Origin of the sequence: Burkholderia ubonensis, from assembly GCF_001718695.1 — a bacterium.
Taxonomy (GTDB): domain Bacteria; phylum Pseudomonadota; class Gammaproteobacteria; order Burkholderiales; family Burkholderiaceae; genus Burkholderia; species Burkholderia ubonensis_B.
Map to the genome: position 1 here is coordinate 1,313,531 of NZ_CP013422.1, position 19,540 is coordinate 1,333,070.

14 protein-coding genes are annotated in these 19,540 nt (G+C 62.8%); 5 read left to right on the top strand and 9 right to left on the bottom strand.

The annotated features are described in order from the left end of the window. Positions 1–2 precede the first annotated feature (2 nt). The 5 genes from WJ35_RS25550 to WJ35_RS25570 are packed head-to-tail and all read right to left on the bottom strand — an operon-like array spanning position 3 to position 10,329. On the bottom strand, positions 3–3,569 hold the full coding sequence (locus tag WJ35_RS25550; protein WP_069240296.1) for an ImcF-related family protein: 3,567 nt from the start codon (positions 3,567–3,569) through the stop codon (positions 3–5). Between the two features lies 1 nt (position 3,570). Then, positions 3,571–4,731: a hypothetical protein gene (locus WJ35_RS25555; protein WP_011881744.1), complete on the bottom strand. Its 1,161-nt coding sequence runs from the start codon at positions 4,729–4,731 to the stop codon at positions 3,571–3,573. A 34-nt stretch (positions 4,732–4,765) separates the two neighbouring features. Then, the gene (locus WJ35_RS31625; RefSeq protein WP_124260072.1) at positions 4,766–5,584 is read right to left on the bottom strand and encodes a hypothetical protein; all 819 of its coding nucleotides are present in this window, start codon (positions 5,582–5,584) and stop codon (positions 4,766–4,768) included. A 32-nt stretch (positions 5,585–5,616) separates the two neighbouring features. Next, positions 5,617–7,770, bottom strand: coding sequence for a hypothetical protein (locus tag WJ35_RS25565; protein ID WP_011881741.1), 2,154 nt, complete (start codon positions 7,768–7,770; stop codon positions 5,617–5,619). Between the two features lie 12 nt (positions 7,771–7,782). Beyond that, the gene (locus WJ35_RS25570) at positions 7,783–10,329 is read right to left on the bottom strand and encodes a type VI secretion system Vgr family protein (RefSeq protein ID WP_069240297.1); all 2,547 of its coding nucleotides are present in this window, start codon (positions 10,327–10,329) and stop codon (positions 7,783–7,785) included. A gap of 290 nt (positions 10,330–10,619) precedes the next feature. Between WJ35_RS25570 and tssC the strand changes: the two genes are divergently transcribed. Genes tssC through tssE form a run of 4 tightly spaced genes read left to right on the top strand, consistent with a single transcriptional unit; the run spans position 10,620 to position 14,449 of the window. Beyond that, positions 10,620–11,942: a type VI secretion system contractile sheath large subunit gene (tssC, locus tag WJ35_RS25575; protein WP_069240298.1), complete on the top strand. Its 1,323-nt coding sequence runs from the start codon at positions 10,620–10,622 to the stop codon at positions 11,940–11,942. 57 nt (positions 11,943–11,999) lie between these two features. Then, entirely contained in the window at positions 12,000–13,346 is a 1,347-nt protein-coding gene (gene tssK / locus WJ35_RS25580) for a type VI secretion system baseplate subunit TssK (protein ID WP_080434965.1), read from the top strand. Then, positions 13,343–14,005: a DotU family type IV/VI secretion system protein gene (locus WJ35_RS25585; RefSeq protein ID WP_069240299.1), complete on the top strand. Its 663-nt coding sequence runs from the start codon at positions 13,343–13,345 to the stop codon at positions 14,003–14,005. Before tssK ends, WJ35_RS25585 begins: the two co-directional genes overlap by 4 nt. A 12-nt stretch (positions 14,006–14,017) precedes the next feature. Next, a complete protein-coding gene (tssE, locus tag WJ35_RS25590) occupies positions 14,018–14,449 on the top strand; it encodes a type VI secretion system baseplate subunit TssE (RefSeq protein ID WP_069240300.1) in 432 nt (143 codons plus the stop codon). Between the two features lie 236 nt (positions 14,450–14,685). Here the strand turns inward: tssE and WJ35_RS25595 are convergent, their stop codons facing one another. Continuing rightward, positions 14,686–15,873 carry a porin gene (locus WJ35_RS25595; protein ID WP_069240301.1) on the bottom strand — a complete coding sequence of 396 codons (1,188 nt, stop codon included), beginning with the start codon at positions 15,871–15,873 and terminating at the stop codon, positions 14,686–14,688. Positions 15,874–16,029: 156 nt separating this feature from the next. Between WJ35_RS25595 and WJ35_RS31630 the strand changes: the two genes are divergently transcribed. Next, positions 16,030–16,218 (top strand): hypothetical protein, encoded by a 189-nt coding sequence (locus tag WJ35_RS31630; RefSeq protein WP_124259745.1) that lies wholly within the window; start codon positions 16,030–16,032, stop codon positions 16,216–16,218. Between the two features lie 413 nt (positions 16,219–16,631). Here the strand turns inward: WJ35_RS31630 and WJ35_RS25600 are convergent, their stop codons facing one another. The 3 genes from WJ35_RS25600 to WJ35_RS25610 are packed head-to-tail and all read right to left on the bottom strand — an operon-like array spanning position 16,632 to position 19,539. Continuing rightward, positions 16,632–18,014 (bottom strand): LLM class flavin-dependent oxidoreductase, encoded by a 1,383-nt coding sequence (locus tag WJ35_RS25600; protein ID WP_069240302.1) that lies wholly within the window; start codon positions 18,012–18,014, stop codon positions 16,632–16,634. Positions 18,015–18,040: 26 nt separating this feature from the next. Beyond that, the gene (locus WJ35_RS25605) at positions 18,041–18,808 is read right to left on the bottom strand and encodes an ABC transporter permease (RefSeq protein WP_060235253.1); all 768 of its coding nucleotides are present in this window, start codon (positions 18,806–18,808) and stop codon (positions 18,041–18,043) included. Continuing rightward, positions 18,805–19,539: an ABC transporter permease subunit gene (locus WJ35_RS25610; RefSeq protein ID WP_060235255.1), complete on the bottom strand. Its 735-nt coding sequence runs from the start codon at positions 19,537–19,539 to the stop codon at positions 18,805–18,807. Before WJ35_RS25610 ends, WJ35_RS25605 begins: the two co-directional genes overlap by 4 nt. Position 19,540: the final 1 nt, after the last annotated feature.

Genomic DNA, 19,540 nt, shown 5'->3' on the forward strand with positions numbered 1-19,540 from the left:
TGTCATTCGGGCAGCGACCCGCCCGGGATGGGCACGGACGCGTGGCGCGCCGCGGCGAGTGCGCCCGGCGGCAGCGGTGGCGGCGGTTGCAAGGCAGACCCGCCCGCACGGGGCGTCGTAGCTCGGGGCACGAAAATGCGCGACGGCAATGCGAACCCGCGCAGCGACAGCAGCTCGAGCGGCCCCTTGCCTACGTCGGTGCGCATCAGATAGGTCAGCGGATACGTGAACGATGCCGGCGCAGGAGTCAGCGGCGCCTGTGCCGTCAATGCATCGTGATCGTCCGTCGTCGCGGTCGCTGACCTGGATGGCGGCGCCGGCGGCACGGCCTGCCAGGTAATCTGGTAGGTGGCCGTATCCACCGGACTCACGTGGGCCCGTTCCAGCAGGCGCACCAGCGCCCACCGTCCGCCGAACTCCAGATTCAGGTTTGTGCCGGCCCGCTCGGTCTGCCATTCGAGACGCGTCCCCGCCTTCTGCGGCTCGTTCGACGGCCACGTGAGCGTCTGCCACGTTTCCTGCTGGTTGTAGTAGTGCAGTGTCTGACCGTCGACGCTCAGGCGCGTATCGGTCACGCCCGACGTGGGAACGGGCTTCAGGTCGAACGCATACCGAGGCTCGCCCTGCGCGAGCAGGTGAGCGGCGATCCGCTGCAACATGTTGATCGCGTTGAGGAAGGCCGGATCGATCGTGCGTGCCGCACGACTCGCGCCGGACCCGCTCGACGCCGGCACCCATTGATCGCCTTGCAGCGTCAGCACGCCCGCAAGCTGGGTCGCCAGGAATGAACCGACGAGCCCGCCCCGCGGACGCAGGAAGCGCGCCAGTTCGGGCAGCGACGCGTCGTTGGCCGTGTTCGCGAACGGATAGCGGCCGGCAAACGACCGATTCCAGGTCGCGACGATCGTCTGCCGCCACGCGTCGTTCAGGCTGGCCTGGGCCGGCTCGAGCACGGCCTGCGTGGCCTGCGCAATGGGCTGCACGAACAGCGCCTGGCCCATCCCGGTCCACTGCTCGCCGAGGCTGGCGGCGACCAGCTGGGCATAGGCGAGCGTATCGGCCAGTTCCGAACTCCTGCCCTGAAACAGCGCCTGCGCGACCTGCCGGGCTTCGCTGTCGGCGTCCGGACTGTCGGCGATCTGCTGCAGCTTCAGGCGCAGCATCGTGATGCGCTCGGTGAAGCGCTGCAGGCTCAGGTCGCTCGTTGCGCCTGCCGTCGCCGCGTTACCCGGTGCGATCAGATGCAACACGGGGCCGAATGAAACGCCGAGCGGTCCGGCCGGATCGGGCGCGGCCGGCTGCGGCCCATTGTCCTTGCTGGCGAGCATGCTCTGCGCTTTGGTCACCAGCGTGTCGGACAGCGAGGTCCGCACTGCGCCGGCGCCGCCCTGGTATTCGACCGATTTCATCAGTGCGATCACAGGCGACTGCCGGGAATCGGCGATCAGCTTCAACTGCGCGATGGCCGCCGGCAGCGTTCGCGCCGGCTCGCACACGATGCCGTTCATGAAGGTTTGCCAATGTTCCGCGTAATCCGTGAAGTACCGCGCGCGCAGCGCGGCGCGCAATGCGTCCGGCGTCATCGCCGACGCGTTGCGATTGGCACCGGTAGAGCCGAGCACCCAGTCGGCGGTCACGCCGTTGCGTTTGGCCGATGCATCGATCGCGGCCTCGATCGTGCCGTCCCACGCCTGGCGCGTAAACGCACCGGGGACGCTCGCCGAGGTCCGCAGCAAGCCTCGCGTGTCGGTTCCGGCGGTCAGCGACGCGAGCGTCTGATCGGGGTATTTGTGTCCGACCGAATCGAGGATCCCCTGGTAAATCGTGTCGTCCGAGTTCTTGACGCCGATCACGGCGAGCAGCGTCTGGCGAGCGCCGCCAACGAGTTCGTCACGCGGTGCGAGACGCCAATCGGGATGCGCGCTCAGGTGCTGCGCGTAGAACGACAGCAGCCGCTGGGACTGGTCGAGTTTTTCGCCCGAAGACAGTCCGATGCCGCCGTTCCAATGGCGCACCAGTTGCGGCGTCAGGAACGCGGCATCGGCACGCGTCGGCTCGGCCAGCATGAGGTACGTCTTGAGTGCGGCGTGACCGTCGAGCGCGAGACGATTGACCTGGTCATCGACTTGGGTGGTCGGCATCTGGGTAAGATCGACCAGTTGCCCCTCGATGTCCTGTTGCACGGGCGCAAGCAGTTGCGGGCGCGCTTCGCGCACATAGGGCTTCCATAACGCGGTCAGCACGTCTTGATCATGATTCAGGCCGAAGCGGGAGAAGAGCGTCGGGTGCTGTGTGCGCGCCTCGTAAAATTCGATGCGCTGCTGGAGCGCGAGCAACGCGCGCAGACGGGTCGCCGGATTGTTGGCGCCGTCGAACGTGCGCAGCACGTCGTGCGTGAACGCGAGGCCGCGCGCGTTCGTCAAGCCGGAGGTCAGCATGCCTGCGCCCCACAAGCCGACGGCCGCCAGCGCGATTCCCGAGACCATCGTGAGAGGATGCGTCGCCGTACGGCGGCCCGGCGTACGCCTGGCTGCATCGGTCAGATAGCGCCACAACGGAAAGTGAAGACTGTCGGTGCCCGTTGTCGTCGCTCCGGATGCCGGCCACGGTGCGAACATCACACCGGCAACCGGTTGGGCACGACGTTGCCAGTCGGACAAGCTCGCGATCCAGCGCGCCAGCGGCCCGCTGCGCGTATCGAGCCGGGTCGACAGGTCCGATGCGTAGCGGTCGGCAGGGTTGTGCGCGAGCTGGCCGACACTGACGTGGGCCAATCGATTGCGTAATTCGAGTAGCGCGGTTTCGATTGCAGGCGCATCAGCAGCGTGCGGGATTTCACAACCGGTGACGGGCGTATCCACACGGTGAACGGTGTCGGTGCCGTCGAGATCGAGGACGAATACCGACGCAGACCAGCGCAGGAGGTGCGTGATGCGCGCGAGGTGGAGGCCCCATGGACTTGTCGTGCCGCGAACTGCGTCGGGCAGCAATGTCGATTCGTCGACCATCAGGATGATCGCATCGAGCGGGCGCGCGCGGCGAAAGCGACGGATCTGCTTCAGCCACATCTCGTCGGGCCGACCGTCCGATCCGGTGCGCCCCCACAGCAGCACCGCGTCATCCGCGAGCAGCCAGCCGCGTTCTTTGAGGTCGGGCAACAGGCGGCCAATAGTTGTCTCGTCGCCCGTCAACAGCAGCCAGGGGCGCGTATAAGCCCATCGAAACCATCGGATTTGCTTCATCTGGAAGCGGAGGTCCTTCAACTGCAAGGCGGCCGATTCAACCTGCTTCTTCCCGGCGTCGGCAGCGGGGTTGATCGGAGGAGGAGGCTCGAGCCCATGATCTTTGGACGCCTGCTGCGCACCGAGCTGCACGAGCCCGCGTCGCTGCAAAGTGACACCGATCGCTGCCAACAGCATCACTCCAGCGCCGACGATAGCTAGCCGATTTTGGGAGGACCACGCCTTCAGATCCTTGAGATCGACGGTGTACAGAATCAACGCCGTCACGGCCGCGATCGCCGCGATGACGAGCAGGCACCGGCCCAATATGCGTCTTTTCAACGTCACCTCAGATTTCCTTTTGTCTTTTTTGCGGCTGGGCACCGCGAACGATGCAGAGATGCAGCACCTCGGCGCCCGGCTCACGCCAGGCGACGAGGTGTGGTTCCCCTTCCTGCGATGCTTCATACGCAGTGGCAAGCGCAATCCAGCTGGTGGCTGGCCCCGGCTCGCCCACGATGTGATCGAAGGATCTCTCGATCGGTCTCACCTTAGTGTCGGTAGTGAACGCCGCCGTAATCGCACCGGACTCCGCTTCGCATCGGGTGAACCAGGCGTGAGTGATGTGATCGGGTGAGAGCTGCATCTGCGCGAGTTGCTTCAGGTCTGCGTCGCGCGTGCCGGCCGTGCTGATCATCGGACGCAAGACACGGCCCGGCCCCTCGTCGGCCGATTCCATCAGGAGTGCTGCGGCGCCCTCGCTGAAGGTATGCCTGGTCGCACTGTCTGGCCAAATTTGTGCAGTAATGATCAGATGCGGCTCGGTACCGACAAGGTCGACCTGCTGCGCAAGAAACGATGCACAAGCCATTGCCGGTTCGGTGTCAATCTTGAATTTGCAAGCAGGCGCGACCCTGCAAAGCGCGTCCTCCGCATCCGCTTTCCAGCCGAGCAGAGATTCTTCCGGTGCGTCGGCGACAACCAGCTTGACGCGCAACTCCTTCCGCCCAGCAAGCGCCACCTGCAACTTTTCTGCGATTTGATTGAGCAACTTCTCGCGTCGTTGCTTAAGCGTTTTGTTCTTCGACCATGGAAACGCGCTCGCCCGCCCTCTATTCACTGGGAGTTCCGCATCGGGCTCCCTCATCCCAGCAGCTGGAACAGGTATCGGTAGGATGGCCACGGAAGCCGTTACACAAACGTGGCGTCGGCACCATGATTGCCAAAGAGACATGATCCGCTCTTGCTCACGCTCCAGTTCTTCCGCAACCGTCTGTTCGCGCTCCCAGCGGTCCAGCCGAATGCCGAGCGCTATCGCGCAAGACACAAGCGGAGCGCCGATGAGCAGTCCCCAGAATTGAAGCCCGTGCGTGGATTTTCCATGAGGCCACAGCAGCAATAAGGCGCCCGCAGCGCCGACCGCGAGTGCCAAGAGGCCGGGCACCCATACTCGAAGTTCAAGCGGCTTCGGGTAGAAAACCGAGGTCAGCGTTGGAATAGGCCAGGACATAGTGAAGTAACCAGACGACGATCGATACGTACCTTCAGCGCTGCAACTGCGGAGAGACAAGATCAACCAATCGCTGCGCCTGATTGACCAGTTTGGGATACTCGCTTTGGGAGGGCAGTTTTTTCGCAAAGCATTGCTCATAGGTGATCGATGTCTGTTGATTCGACACAGAACACGCCGGCATACCCTTTACCGTAGCTTTCTCGGTGAAAATGAAAATGCGATCGCCCTGCATGACCGTCACGGCGAGGTTGTCGGGGGGACTAGGTGCGGGGTCATCCTGTCCGACGGCAAACACAATCGCCCGCGCGATTGAATCGCCGCCTCGTGCAGCCACCGGTATTTCGCCATAGGAATAAACGGCTGCATCTCCGTTGAGCGTTGCGGTCGCATTGTAAAATTCTTCAGTCCCCAGCATTTTCCGAAGCGTCGAATAATGCTTGAAATCTTTCCGATGAACCGCCAACCATGACTCCATAATCGGCACAGTCGTAACGAAAAGTAGTGTTTTGGCATCGAATGATTTCACCTCGACTCCGTCCAATCCATCGTACTCGTCGTCCGACCTTGAACCAATAACGCTCTTGCCGCTTCTCGGAAAGCCTTTCGCATTGACCGCGCCCACCAGTCTTTGCAATTTGATCCGCACGTCTTGCATCGCTTTATCGGCGGCCCGACTCAACCGTTCGCTCCCTTGATCGGAGTATTTCGCATGAACGGCTTCGACCGCGTTGTTTCTCGAGGTAACGTAATCGCGGATCGATGTTTCCGAAAAGACCGAAATTGACGTCACCAGAAGAGCGGTTCCAACGATTTTTAAAAGTCTGCTTTTCATTTGATTTTGATGGCCCATAGAAATTTCGTTTTTCGTATTCCGATCAAATTCTAGGAGCCTCCGTATTCTCTCAGGTACTTGTCGAAGTCCGCCTTCATATCGGTCATCGTGTAGCCTTGGTCTTGCCCTCCACCAGGAAGCGATGGCCATTGACGCTTGCGAAGCAGACTCACTGCCTGATCGATATCACCCTGCCGGATATAACCCAAAGCACTGGGAGCGGGCAGACATTCCGGTTTCGGGCCAAAACGTCCCGGCTCGCCCTCCATCAACCACACCGCATAGCGGTCTTGGGTCTGGGGAGTGAAGTCTGAAGGTAACGCGCCGGTGCCCAGAGCGTGTCCTCTTTTCCATGATGACCTGGCAATCTGGTATGCACCTTGGTGGTCTTCCGCTTTTTGGGGATTGGATGGATAGGTTGAAAAATCCTTGATCCCGTTCTGAATCTTGTAGACGCCTTGCGATGCAAAATAGGTCTTTTCATCGCCGAATGAAAAAAACGCTTTGGCCTCCCGTGACCGGATGATCTTCAAAAAAGCTTTCATGCGCGCAAGGGCAAGTGGATCGAAGTATCCAGGCTTGCGATAGATCCCGCTCACCTCATAGAAATGCGTACCCCCGCCTCCACTGAAGCAAAGATAGTTTCGTTTGAAGTCGCTGACATAGTAGTGGTACGTGCGTATGTCAATGTGACCGGGCTGGCCACGACCGTCAGCCGTTTCCGCGTCACCCTTGACGTGGTAGACGATCACGTCGCCGGGTAAGGCCCATCTCGCATCCGGAAGCTGATCGGTGACATTCACGAATCCCTGCGACATCAAGAATTCTCCCGCCACCTTCGCATAGCTACCCCCCGCCGCGTCAAAATCTCCTTTCTTGTTTTTTATGAACTTGATCGCGTTGCCTCGCCACAGCGCGATCTTCACATACATGTAGCATTGCCCCTTCGATTTTTTGGAAGGCTTGCTTCCATACGTAATCGAACCATCCGCGATCTTCTTCAGATTGACGACCGTGGCCGACGACGGCATCGAGTGCTCCGTCTGGCCCTCCGCAATGGAGATCAGCGATTGCACCGCAGTGAGATTTCGTGGCGCACTACTCGTGTTGGCAGCACCGCCCTGTGCAGACGCCGGTGTTTGCGGCCGGACCACTGTCCCTGCCACCGGGTTCGAGTCGAGCCCGAAGATGTCTTCGATGAAGTGCCATGCCGCATGTACCTTGTGGCTTGCCCAGTCGGTAAATGTTTCGGTCGGTGCCGCTTGCGGATGTCCAAGTTTGTCCCGAGCGGCGGTCGTAGTGGTCGACGGCGCACGTTTCCCGGAACTCCCTTTAGCGATCGTGGTGCCTTTCTTCGGCAAGGGAGTCGTCGACGGCTTTGCTGAACCGACTGGCGGCGTCGAGGACGCCGCCGCACCCGGCCTCCCGTCCGTGGCCTTTATCGTTTCGGAATTTCCCGACGTCGCAGCGGCCGGGGTGTTGTCGTTTGTGGTACTTGGTGCACTCGAAGCCCCGCCCGCCGTCGACTCATCTTGAGACGAATAGGCTGGATGCGATTGCGAGCTACGCGTGTCATCGACGGGTGGCGATGGCTCACGCGCCGCGTCGTCGGACGAACCAGCGTGTGGCTGCGTCTCGCTTTCCAACACCATGCTTCCGCTCATCAGCGTCGCCGATGTGTCGGCTGTTGGCACGGTGTAACAGGCGACCTGTTTGTAAGCGCCACTGTCCGTCAATACCAAAACCGCGCAGTCCGCCCCCGCGGAGAACGAATTGACGGGAGCGGCCTTGCCATCGCCATCCGTCACCCCGTCAATGATTGCGCCGTCGGATTCGAAGCGGTATTTGAGCCCATTGATCGGCGTGCCGTCGAGGCCGACAAACACGTGATCGAGCACCGGCGCGCCCGACTCCAGGCCCGAGCGTGGCGCAGAGTCCTGCGTCGTCGTGGCCTCCGGCAACGGCCCGTCGTTAGACGAAGCAGTCGATGCTGTCTGGGTTGCAGGAAATTTGTCGGCCTGGGCAACCGCGGACGTGGTCGTGTCTCCCGATGCGGGAGCGCCCGTCGATGTAGTCGTGATTTCAGATGCTGCTTCGTTCGTCGTCGCCGATTCTTGAACAGGCACTTGTGCGTTGGAAGCGGCACCATCGACCGGGAGAACCGTTGTCGATCCCGTTGCTGCATCGTCAAAAGTCGTTGCCATGTGCGTGCTTCCCTATTCCTGAGGCTCGTTGTCGATCTCGGCGTGCTTCGAGTCGAGAAACAGACGCCAAGGATCGTTGCCGATGTGGTACTTCAGCTTTGAAGACTGTTTGGTGAACGTACGCCCCGTATACCCTGCTTCGTCGAGCATGCCGCTATCAACGATCCGCCCGGTTGAGTCTTTCACCGCATACGGAATATGGTGCAAGGGAAGCGAGAATTCCTTGCCGAGCAGCGGACTGACATCGAGCCGTTGGCTGAACATTTCAACGCCAGCGGGGACGGGCAATTGCGGAACCGGCAGATTCAGAGACTGCGCTCCCTGCTTCTGAATGGTGAGTACTTTCAGGAATAGGTCGCCCGGGCCGCCCAGTGTGATATTGCCGTCCGCGATCTTGATGAACGCCCCGCCACACTCGAGAATGAGTTCTTTCGCGGCGGAGAGATTCACCTTTCCGTTCGCACTGGCGATGCTTACATCCTTCTCTGCCGTGAGTGCCATGGCGTTGCTCTGCGCCTGCAACTCGACTGGCCCCTTAGCCGCAAAGATCTTGATTCCAAGCTTCTGCGCGAACAACGAGACCGCCTCGCCCGCGGCCGCCGTGAAACGCTTCATCACGCTGAAGTCAGCGTTCTTGCCAGCCACCGCCGAGATACTCTCCTTCGCAGCCATCTGCACGCCGCCACCTGCCACGACGCCGATCGAGGCCGGCGCACTCGCCAGTAAGCCCGGCTGCTTCAGCCCGTCGAACTCGTCCTTCATCTGCTGTTGCGCATCCGTGTCGGCCGGCATCGCCTTCGCCGTACGCGCCGCGTCGCCCAGCGACTTCGCCAACGCCAGCGCCTGCTCCAGTTGCGCGATCGTCTCCTGCATGTCGAGTTGCTTCCCGCTCGCACCCGGGCGGTCGTAGGCCGTCAGATGCAGCCCCTTGCCCGCGCGCTCGACACCGTGACCCGACGTGCGCAGTTCGAAACCCTCACCGCGCCGCTCCAGTTTCTCGTCGACCAGATAGCCCAGGTCCAGGTGGCTCGTGCCGGAGTGTTCCGTGCTAAGCTTGATCCCCTCCTGCCCGGCCCAGTCCTCCATCCGCAGCTTGTTGTTGCTTTGCGTGCGGATCACATTGCGCGACAGCCAGCGGCGATCGTTCGTCACCAGATCCCGCGCCTGACTGTGGTGATGGAAACCGATGATCTCCGGCTTGTCCGGGTCCGCATCCCGGAACGAAACGACCGCTTCGTCGTTGTCCAGCGCCGGGAAGTGAAAACCCGTCTGCAACTTGCCCGCGAACGGCTTGGCCAGCCGCAGCGGCACGCTCTCCCCGCCCGACGGCCAGTCCGCGAAGTCGACGTCGAACCGCACCGCGTAGTAGCCGGCCGCCGTCAGGTAAGCGTATTTGTACTTGTCCGGCGACGTGACCCGCGCACTCAGCGTGCCGGCGATCTTCGGCCATTTCTCCGGTTCGAGCCGGAGCCGGAAGCGCCGGTTGGCCGGGATGGCCTTGTAACTGTTCGTGTAGGCCCGATCGCGTGCGCCGCTGTGCGTCACTTCGATCACGACTTGCCCGTCGGGCGCGTCGGGCAGCACGGTGTCCAGGTCCAGCACGCGGCCGGCCTGCAGCGCGAGCACGTTGCTCTCGCCGTCGTAAACGACCTGCCAGGCGATCGCCGCCTCGTGGCGCAACTGCGCTTCCCACTTCGCGCCGGCCTGATCGAGGTGATTCGTACCGTAGACGTACGGCCGCCCATAGGTAGTCTGGTCCTGCGGCGCGACGTTGGCCTCGTCCTTGAAGCGCTCCCACGCCTGCTCGGGGTTGTAGTCGGCCACGCTGAACGCCTGCGGCACCGTCACCGTGTGGGTCTTGAGCGCCGTCACCGCCTCGGCACCCGCCGCCTCGAGCCCTGCCACCTCACGATAAGGAACCGTCAGATGTGGATCCCACAGGTAGTGGTCGACGTCGTCGGCGAACACGACCTGATCGCCGTGCTCGGTCTCGACGATATAGCTGTAGATGCCGGCCTTCTGCATCAGCATCTGCACGTACGACAGATCGTCGGTCTTGTACTGGAAGCGGAACAGGTGCTGCGGATATTCGCGGCGCAGGCGAAACGCGAACTGGTGCCCTTCGAGGCCGTGGCTGCGCAGCACCGCTTCGATGATCTGCGGCGTGCTCTGGTGCTGGTAGATGCGGCTGGTGGTGACGGCCTCGAGACGCGCGAAGTGCGACTTCAGGACGATTTCGTACTTGGTGAAGTCGCGCGTGGTCTGCAGCGTCGAGAAGCGGGCGATGAAGCCGGAGAACCGGCGGGGCGCGCCGTCGTCGGGGACGATCGTGCAAGCCGCGTCGCGATTCAGGTACTCGGTGCGCGCGAGCCGCAGCGGATGCGTAAGCACGACGCGCACCTCGGTGGGATATCCCATCCGCTCGACCGCCATCACCGACACGACCGAGAGTGCAACTGCGCTCTCGGTCCCCGGCACCTCGAAGAAATATGCCTGGCGCCCCGACACCCCGGTCAAGTCCGATACGAACCGCTTCGCATCGTCAAACAGGCTGGCCATTGTTGTTCACCCCGTGTCCAGATAGCGCTGCCAAACACCCGCATCGCGCTCAGAGCCGAGGAAGAACAGTAACTACACTCGCCCTTGTCGTGGAAGAGCGAGCGTGCATTATTCAGGCCGTTTGTTGTATTTGTCCGAAGTCTGACAATTGTTCACGTATTTCGCTATTTTTAAGATGTTCGCCATGCTATATGTCGCATTCCTCTGTTATCCGGCCATGCCAGATGCAACGTCCGATGAGTGAAGGCGCTCAGTGCGACCAATACACCGACGCCAAATTATCTTCAGAAATGCGCATAAATACGATTGCGTGCATCGATTCCGATTTGCTCGATTGGTGTCTGGCGGAACTGGACGAACAACTCGGCCGGCAGCTCGACGCCATCCTGCACCACCCCGCATTTCAGGCACTCGAATCGACTTGGCGAGGCCTGCAATTCCTGGTCGATCGCACCGATTTCCGTCAAAACGTCAAAATCGAAGTGCTCGACGTTTCAAAGGAAGCACTCCATCAAGACTTCGAAGATACGCCCGATATCATCCAGAGCGGCTTGTTCAGACTGACTTATGTCGGCGAGTACGACATGCCGGGTGGACAACCCATCGCCGCGATTATTTCGGCATTTGAATTCGATCATCGCGCGCAGGACGTCGCTCTGTTGCGCAATATATCGAAAGTCGCCGCGGCTGCTCACATGCCATTCATCGGCGCGGTCTCGCCCGCCTTCTTCGACAAACCCACGATGGAGGCAGTCGCAGGCATCCGCGACCTGCCGATCTGGTTCGAGCGGGCCGAATACCTGAAATGGAAAAGCTTCCGTGAAACCGAGGATGCGCGCTACGTCGCGCTGACGATGCCGCGCTTCCTCGCCCGATTGCCCTACGGGCCCGATACGCTGTCCGTGCGCACGTTCAATTACACCGAGAACGTACGAGATTCCGGGCGAAGCGCACATCTGTGGACGAGCGCGGCATTCGCCTTCGCGGTCAACATCGTACGCAGCTTTATACGCAACGGCTGGTGCGTGCAGATTCGCGGCCCGCAAGCGGGTGGCGTCATCAATGACATTCCCGCGCATCGGTACGACCTCGGCGCCGGGCAACTGGGTAAGATTTCCACGGACGCATTGATTTCGGAAACACGCGAGAATGAATTTGCCGATATTGGCCTGATCCCCCTTTCGTACACCAGCAATCACGACCAGACCTGTTTTTTCTCAGCGCATTCGACACAGCGACCGCGAACGTACGATGCGCGCGACGCTTCGGCCAATAGCCGAATCAATGCGCGCCTGCCGTACATTTTCCTGCTGTCGCGCATCGCGCATTATCTGAAGCTGATCCAGCGTGAAAACATCGGCACGACGCGGGACCGCCGATTGCTCGAGCTCGAGCTGAACAACTGGATCAAATCGCTCGTCACGGAAATGACCGATCCGGGCGACGATCTTCAGGCTGCACATCCGCTGCGCGAGGCGAAGGTGACGGTCGAGGATATCGAGGACAACCCGGGCTTCTTCCGCATCAAGCTGTTCATCGTCCCGCATTTTCAGATCGAAGGCGTCGACATCAACCTCTCCCTCGTTTCGCAGATGCCGAAGGCGAAGCAGTGACACGCGCACCGATGCACATTTTCGCATTGCGCCTTTTATTCAAGACCAGCCAATAAGATGAAGATAACCAGACCGCTGTGGGCCAAGGGGATTTTCATGACGCCGCAGCACTTCCAGCAGCAGGCGATATGGGAACAGTACGTCCACGACCAAGTTGCACGCATCGCGAGCCCCGACGCCTGGGGCGCGGTGCATGTGGCACTCGACGACCAGGCGCTGAGCGTCAATCGCCTGCAATGCACGGCGCTCGCGCTGCGCCTGCCGGACGGTACGCTGATCGACAGCGAAACCGCCGACTGGCTTCCCGCGGCGCGCAGTCTTGACGACGTGCCTGCAACGGTGGACACCGTGACCGTGCTGGCCGGCGTGGCGCTGATGGACGCGCAGGGCGGCAACTGCGTCGAACCCGGCGAAAAGCCGGCCCGCCCTCGCCGCGTGACCCGCGAGTACAAGCATGTTGCCGATCTGAACGGCGACGGGCAGGAAGAAATCAGTGTCGAACGTAACGTGGTGACGTTGCTGTTCGACTTCGAGCAGGGCGGCGACTATGTGACGTGTCCGGTCGCGCGACTCGTGCGCACCCCGCAAGGACGCTTCGAGCCCGACACGGCGTTTGTCCCGCCGTGCCTGTTTCTGTCCGCGAGCGATCGCCTGATGCATCGCGCGCAGCGCCTGTCGGAGATTCTGTTAGCCAAGAGCGCCAGCCTTGCGGTGCGCCGCAAAGAGCGCTCGGACCAGATCGCCGACTTCGCCGTGTCCGACGTGGCGCTGTTCTGGCTGCTCCACAGCGTCAATAGCGCCTGGCCCGAGCTCGCACGCCTCGTACAGGCGCCGGATCAACATCCCGAGCGACTGTACGCGGTGCTCGCCCGACTGGCGGGCTCGTTGCTGACGTTCTCCACGACCGAATCGCTCCAGGCGATTCCACTGTACGATCACCGCGCACCAGAGCCGACGTTTGCCGAGCTCGAATCGCTGATTCGCACGCTGCTCGATGCGGTCATTCCGTCCCGCGTCGTACCGATTGCGCTGGAACGCGTACGCGCGACCACATGGCTCGGCCGGATCAACGACGAACGGCTGACCGAAGGCGCGGAATACTATCTTTCGGTGCAAGCGGCGATGCCGGCACACGCCCTCATCGATCATCTGCCGCGTCTATGCAAAGTGGGCGCACCGGACGAGGTCGAGCAGATCGTCAATTCCGCGCTGCCGGGCATCGCCTTGCGGCCGATGTCGCGGCTGCCGGCCGCGATTCCCGTGCGGATCGAAAACCAGTACTTCGCGCTGGACAGCAATGATGCCGCGTTCAAGCGGATGATCGACGCGCACGCCTGCCAGATCTATGTGCCGGCATCGATTCCCGAGGCGTCGCTCGAACTGTATGCGGTGCTGCCGTCATGAGCACGATGACCGTCGCAGATTCCCCTCTGCTCCCCGTCGCGCTACGTGACACGGCGCGCACGGTCACCGCACTGGCCGAAGAGCCGCTGTCGTTCGACACGCTTCGAGGCCAATGCAACACGCAGATCGACCAACTGCGCTCCGATCTGGGCTTGCGGGGCCTCCCGGATCACGTGATCAACGATGCGGTCTACGCGCTGTGCGCACTGCTCGACGAGGCCGCATTGAAGCACCTCACGGGAGAAGCTCGCGAAAGCTGGGAGAAGCGGCCGCTCCAGGAGGAACGTTTCTCGAGAAACGATGCCGGCGAGGAGTTGGTACGACGCATCGAGGATCGCTTGCTCGAGCCACGGTCGCCGCGGGTGCTGCTCGCGATATTCGCAGCGGTGCTGTCGCTTGGCTTCACCGGACGGTTTGCGATGGACGGGAGTACAGCGCGTGCGGCGCTTATTCGCACCCTCGACGAACGGCTTGGGCGCACGACTGCGGCGGAGGACAACCCCGCAGCGGCCGCTTCGATCGTGGTGAACAGCACCGACGCCCGCCCGCAGCGCATTTCTCCGCTGACTTGGGTGGTCGCCTCGTGCGTCGCCGTCGGCGTCGCCTGGTTCATGGTCGATCGATGGTTCATCGCGTCGATTGCTCAGATCGCGCAATAAAGGAACTCCACGATGTGGGTGGGTCCCGGGTTATTCGAGCGGATCACCGGACACTTCGCGGACGGCTCTGGCGTGGACGACTTCGCGTCAGAAGTGCAGGTTTTCCTGTCGGTGCGCGACAATATCGAGCGCATCCTGAACAGCCGGCGCGGATCGCTCGCCCATCTCCCGGACTATGGGCTCGACGACCTGTCGGAGATCTATCGGCATCTGCCATCGTCGGCACACAAGCTGCAACGCGCCATCGAGGCAACCTTGCTCACCTACGAGCCGCGGCTGAAGAAAGTGGAAATCGAGATTCACCCGCCTGAACCGGGCATGCTGATCAGCTTCACGATGGCCTGCCATTTGCACCGGGAAGGGCTCGTGCGCTTCGGCACGAATTTCATGCCGGACGGGAAGACGCGGCTACGCATGCTGCAGGCAGCGCTCGACCGATACTGAAATAGCGTCGAATACGCGTTACATGAGCGCGATCATGATCGGCGACCTTGCATCACGCTGCACGCCAACCGGTCCACGCTCGACGACGGCGTGCCGCTCGCGGCGTAGATGGATCCGGCGTCGTGTACCGGCCTTAGTCATAATCGGCAGCGCTTCGCGTATCCACTCGCCGCAGGATGCAAGCCGCCGACGAAAAACGCGCGGCATCCACCACAGGTGCCCATCCGGCGAGACGATCAGAACCGGCGTCGCAAACCGAGTGACGCAATGAGCTGGTTCGCGCCGGACGCCCGTGAAAAATTGGCGATCTGCGCGCCACGGATACCTGTTCCGGCCAGTTGGTTGGCCCGTTGATAGACCGCCTCGGCGTAGATGTCCGTCGTCGGCGAAAGGAAGTAGGTGTTGACGATGCCGACCTGATGCCACTTCGGATAACGAACGCCCGCCGGCGTCGCGAAGCGGCCCGCAGTAAACGTATAACCGGCCGAAACGTCCCAGTTCTGCAGCACGCTATAGCGCACGTTCACCTCGACGTTCTGAAACCGCACGTCGTCGCCCGGCAGGCTGACTGCGGTATCCACGACGTCGTTGATCGACGTGGCATGATCGAGACGCGTCTCGCTGAGCACGAGGCCGGCCGCACCGTTGCCGAAATGGAGCAGCCCGCCCGCAGCCCAGGTGCGCTGGCGCGCCGCGTTGAACGGTGCGCCGGCCGGTGCCGCGCCGTTCACGTTGGCGCTGGAGAGATTCGATGCGTTGTTGAACTGCACATAGCCCGCGCCGAGATCGAGATTGCCGTATTGATACGACGCGCCGAGGCTATACGCGCGGTTGTTGTCGAAACCGCCAGCCTGGTTCGAAAATCCATACAGCATACCCAGCTTGAGGCCACCCAGCAGCGGGCTCACGTACTTGACCGAGTTGTTGATGCGCGTCCAGTTGTCGAGGTTGTCGTTGTCGAAGACGTGCGCGAACGCCGTGCCGCCATATCGCGTCCCTCCCAGGGAAAACGGTTCGACGAACTGCACGACCTCGTCGAACTGGCGCCCCGCAATCAGCGAGCCGAGCTGTTGCGATTGCAACGCAACCCAGGACTGGAAGCCGAACAACCGGCCCTGCTGCGAAGCCGTGCCCGTCATCGGCGCAAAGCCGTTCGCCAGCATGAACGCCGCATTCAGATCTCCACCGAGGTCTTCCCTGCCCGACAGGATCCAGCGGCTACCGTTGATGTCACCACTCTTTGCCTGCCACGCGCTCTGATGCCCGTGGGTATTGCCGCTATCGCTCACGTACGCAATGCCCGCGTCGATGATCCCCGACAGCTGGACGGCGCTCTGCGCCTGCGTCGCGGAACTTGTCGTCGCCAACAACGCGCCCGCGAATGCAATGGTATGGCTCGTTCTGAAAAGTGCTGCTTGTGTCATCTTCCGCTGCCTGCCTTCCGGTCACCGTCAATTCGGGTTACGAATTAGTAAATACGAATTCATGCTTGAACGATTCTGTCACTGGCCACGCAGCACGGCTGCCGCAAGCAAGATTGCCAGTCGGCAAATATTCGCGACGACGCACGTTTCGATATAGTGCAAAAGCTGGAAGAGTCCTTTGTCGCGTGCATCAAACGCATCGGTGTCCATACGGTGCAAGCCACAGCTCTCGATCCGCTTTTTATCTATATGGATTTCCAGATTTCTCGTTTGACAGCGTCATCGATTCAGGGCGGCAGATTCGCCGGGAGCGTGCGTCACGTCGCATTGCACGGTGCGCTGTGAGAGAAACCGCCGGGCCTGCGCATCGTGGCGGGATTCGTTGGACCGCGCCGATCACCGTCGGCACGCATGGATCGACGCGGCACATACCGGCACCGCTGCGTGGGCCGGCTAATCGCGGCGGCCACGGCCGACGAGCAGTGCCGCCGTGCGGCTCACGGAAACGCAGCTGATCGTCGGCACGACCCGTCGGTCTTGTCGCTCGTCAGCGTACCGTCAGATGCTCGCCGCCGCGAGAATGGGCTGCAATGGCGGCCGATGTGATCGACCGCCACGCATCGGACCGTTCCGCTCATTCGCCACGCTAGCGACACCGGTAGAATCGGTTCGCGCGAGCGGTGGATTCGCAATCGGAACAGCGCGTCACGATCCATGCCGCGCAACGCGCCGATCTTTGCTCCGTCGCTAACCGTTCGTCAGCGTCCGCCGGATGCCGATTGCCGGAACGATGCGCCATGCGCGGTATCCGGCAGCCTGTCGCGGCCGCTTAGCCGCGAGCGGAAGGTGCCGGCCGGCGGCGTCGTTCGGTACAAGCCGCGCTTTTTCAACTCCGGTACGATCAGTTCGGCGAAATCGTCGAGCGTTCCCGGGCTGATCAGCGGATTGAGCATGTAGCCGCTCGTCGTCGACTGCCGCGCATGCTCGGCGAGCCGATCGACGACTTCGTCGGGCGAGCCGACGAGGATCAGGTCGGTGCCGCGCGTGACGCTCGCGAACTTGCGCCGCACGTCGCCGGCGGTGAGCGGCTTGCCGCTGCCGTCGGGCCGCACCACGTAGGACGTGAGCCCTTCCGTCTGCGTCGTCAGCGGTTCGTCGTCCGCATAGCGATCGATGTCGATGCCGGTGTCGCCCGCATAGCTGACGAGTTGCGCGTGCCGGTGATAGTGCTGCTGCAGCGTGTGGTATTTCTCCTTCGCGTCGCTCGACGAGCGCGCGGTCACGATTCGCAGCACCGTCAGCGACTTCACGTCGTCCGCCGCACGGCCGCGCTCCGCCGCGAGCCGGCGAATCTCGTCGAGGCCCGCACGAATCTCGTGCGGATTCGACTTCGCGACGAACACCACCTCCGCGTGCTTCGCCGCGAACTCACGTCCGCGCCCGGACCAGCCGGCCTGGATCAGCACCGGCGAGCGCTGCGGCGACGGCGCACAGACGTGCGGCCCCTGCACGCGATAGTGCGTGCCTTCGTGCGCGATCGGCCGCACGCGATCGCCGCGCGCATAGCGCGGCGCGTGCTTGTCGGCGACGACCGCATCGTCCGCCCAGCTCCCTTCCCACAGCTTGTACACGACGTCGAGAAACTCGTCCGCGCGCGCGTAGCGTTCGTCGTGGCCGATCATCCGGTCGAGCCCGAAATTGCGCGCCGCGCTCGTCAGGTACGACGTCACGATGTTCCAGCCGATCCGGCCGTTGCTCAGGTGATCGAGCGTGCTGAAGCGGCGCGCGAGCGCGAACGGATGCTCATAGGTCGTGCTCGCGGTCACGCCGAACGCGAGCCGCTCGGTCTGCGCGACGAGCGCCGGAATCAGCATCATCGGATCGTTCGCGGGCGACTCCACCGCCCATCGCAGTGCCGCGTCGGCCGAGCCGCCATAAACGTCGTACAGGCCGAGCACGTCCGCGAAGAACAGCATGTCGAGATCGGCCTGCTCGGCCGTGCGCGCGAGGTTCGACCAGAACGCGAGCGTATTCGCGCGGAGCCGTTCGTCGGCCGGATGGGTCCACAGGCTCGGCGCACCGCCGCAGCCGACGCTGGCTTGTTCATACAGGGAAAACAGCAAGGGGCGAGGATCGGACATCGTGGAATTCGTTACCAGGACATGAATCAGTTGGGTGCCGCCCATGCGCCCGACGATGCGCGGCGGCGCCGGGCAGGCATGCGAGCGTCGGGCACGCGCGTCAGATAGCGATTGACGCGCTTCTCGAGACGAGCGGCCGGAATGGTCAGCAGCGCGACCAGCGCAACATAGACGATAGCCGCGCCGGCCAGCGGTTCGTACACGCGCAACGTCTCGAAGCGCACCGTATTGGCCGTCCCCATCACGTCGAACACGGTAACGGTCGACGCGAGGACGGTCGATTTCAGCAGCAGGATCGCCTCGCCGGCGAGCGCGGGCAGCGCGAGCCGCCACGCGCGCGGGCCGACGATGCGGCGCAGCACCTGCACGCGTGTCATCCCGTATGCGTGGCCGGCTTCGATCTCGCCGGCCGGCACGCCGGCGATCGCGCCGCGCAGGATCGTCGCGACATACGTGCTCTCGTTCACGCTCAACGCGACGATCGCGTACCAGAACGCGTCGCGCAGCAACGGCGATGCCCAGCTGTCGCGCATCCATTCGCGCGGGACGATCTGCCCGAATCCGTAGTACAGCAGATAGAGCTGAACGAGCAGCGGCGTGCCGCGAATCAGCATGAGCCAGCCGCGTGCGGACCAGCGCAGCGGCGCATGGCGCGCACCGGCGGCGAGCGCGAGCGGCACGCCCAGCAGCACGCTGGCCGCGCCCGACAAAAGCGTCAGCGCGAGCGTCGTCGGCACCGCGGCGAGCAGCTTCGGCATTACCGTATCGAGCAGGAACGGCAGCGAGAAGATCATGCGGTTGCGCGCCTCGTGCCACGGTTCGCATGCCGCTCGAGCGCCGCGAAGATGCCCGTCGACGCGATGCTCAGCAGCAGGAACAGCGCGGCCGTGACCAGATAGAAGAATACGTGGTGCCGCGTCGCGCCGGCCGCGAGCTGGCTCGCCTTCAGCAGATCCGTGAACGAGCCGAGCACGCTGATGAACGACGCATCCTTGGTCGCGTTCAGCCACACGTTGCCGACGCCCGGCAGCGCGAGCCGTGCGGCGGCCGGGAGCCGGATGCGGATCAATGTCTGCCATGGCGTCATCCCATATGCGTGCGCGGCTTCGACCTGGCCAGCCGGCACGTTGACGAGCGCCGCGCGGAAGATGTCGGTCAGATACGCGCCCTGGATGAACCCGAGCGACAGTGCGGCGACGACGACCGGATCGAACGCGAAGCCGTCGGACACGATCCCGCTGTCGCGAAGCGCATGCTCGACGGCCGGTGCCACCGTATAGAAGGCGAGCAGCAGGCACAACAGCTCGGGCAGCGCGCGCACGAGCATCGTGTAGAGCCGCGCGAGCGATGCGAGCGGCGCGTACCGCGACAGCTTGCCGAGCGCGCCGGTGATGCCGAGCAGCACGCCGGTGCAGAACGACGCTGCCGCGACGCCAAACGTCAGCGCGAACGCGCTCGCGAACACACGGCCATACCCGCCGTCGCCGAATGCGAGCAACGCGAGCAGCGAATCGTCCGCGGCCATC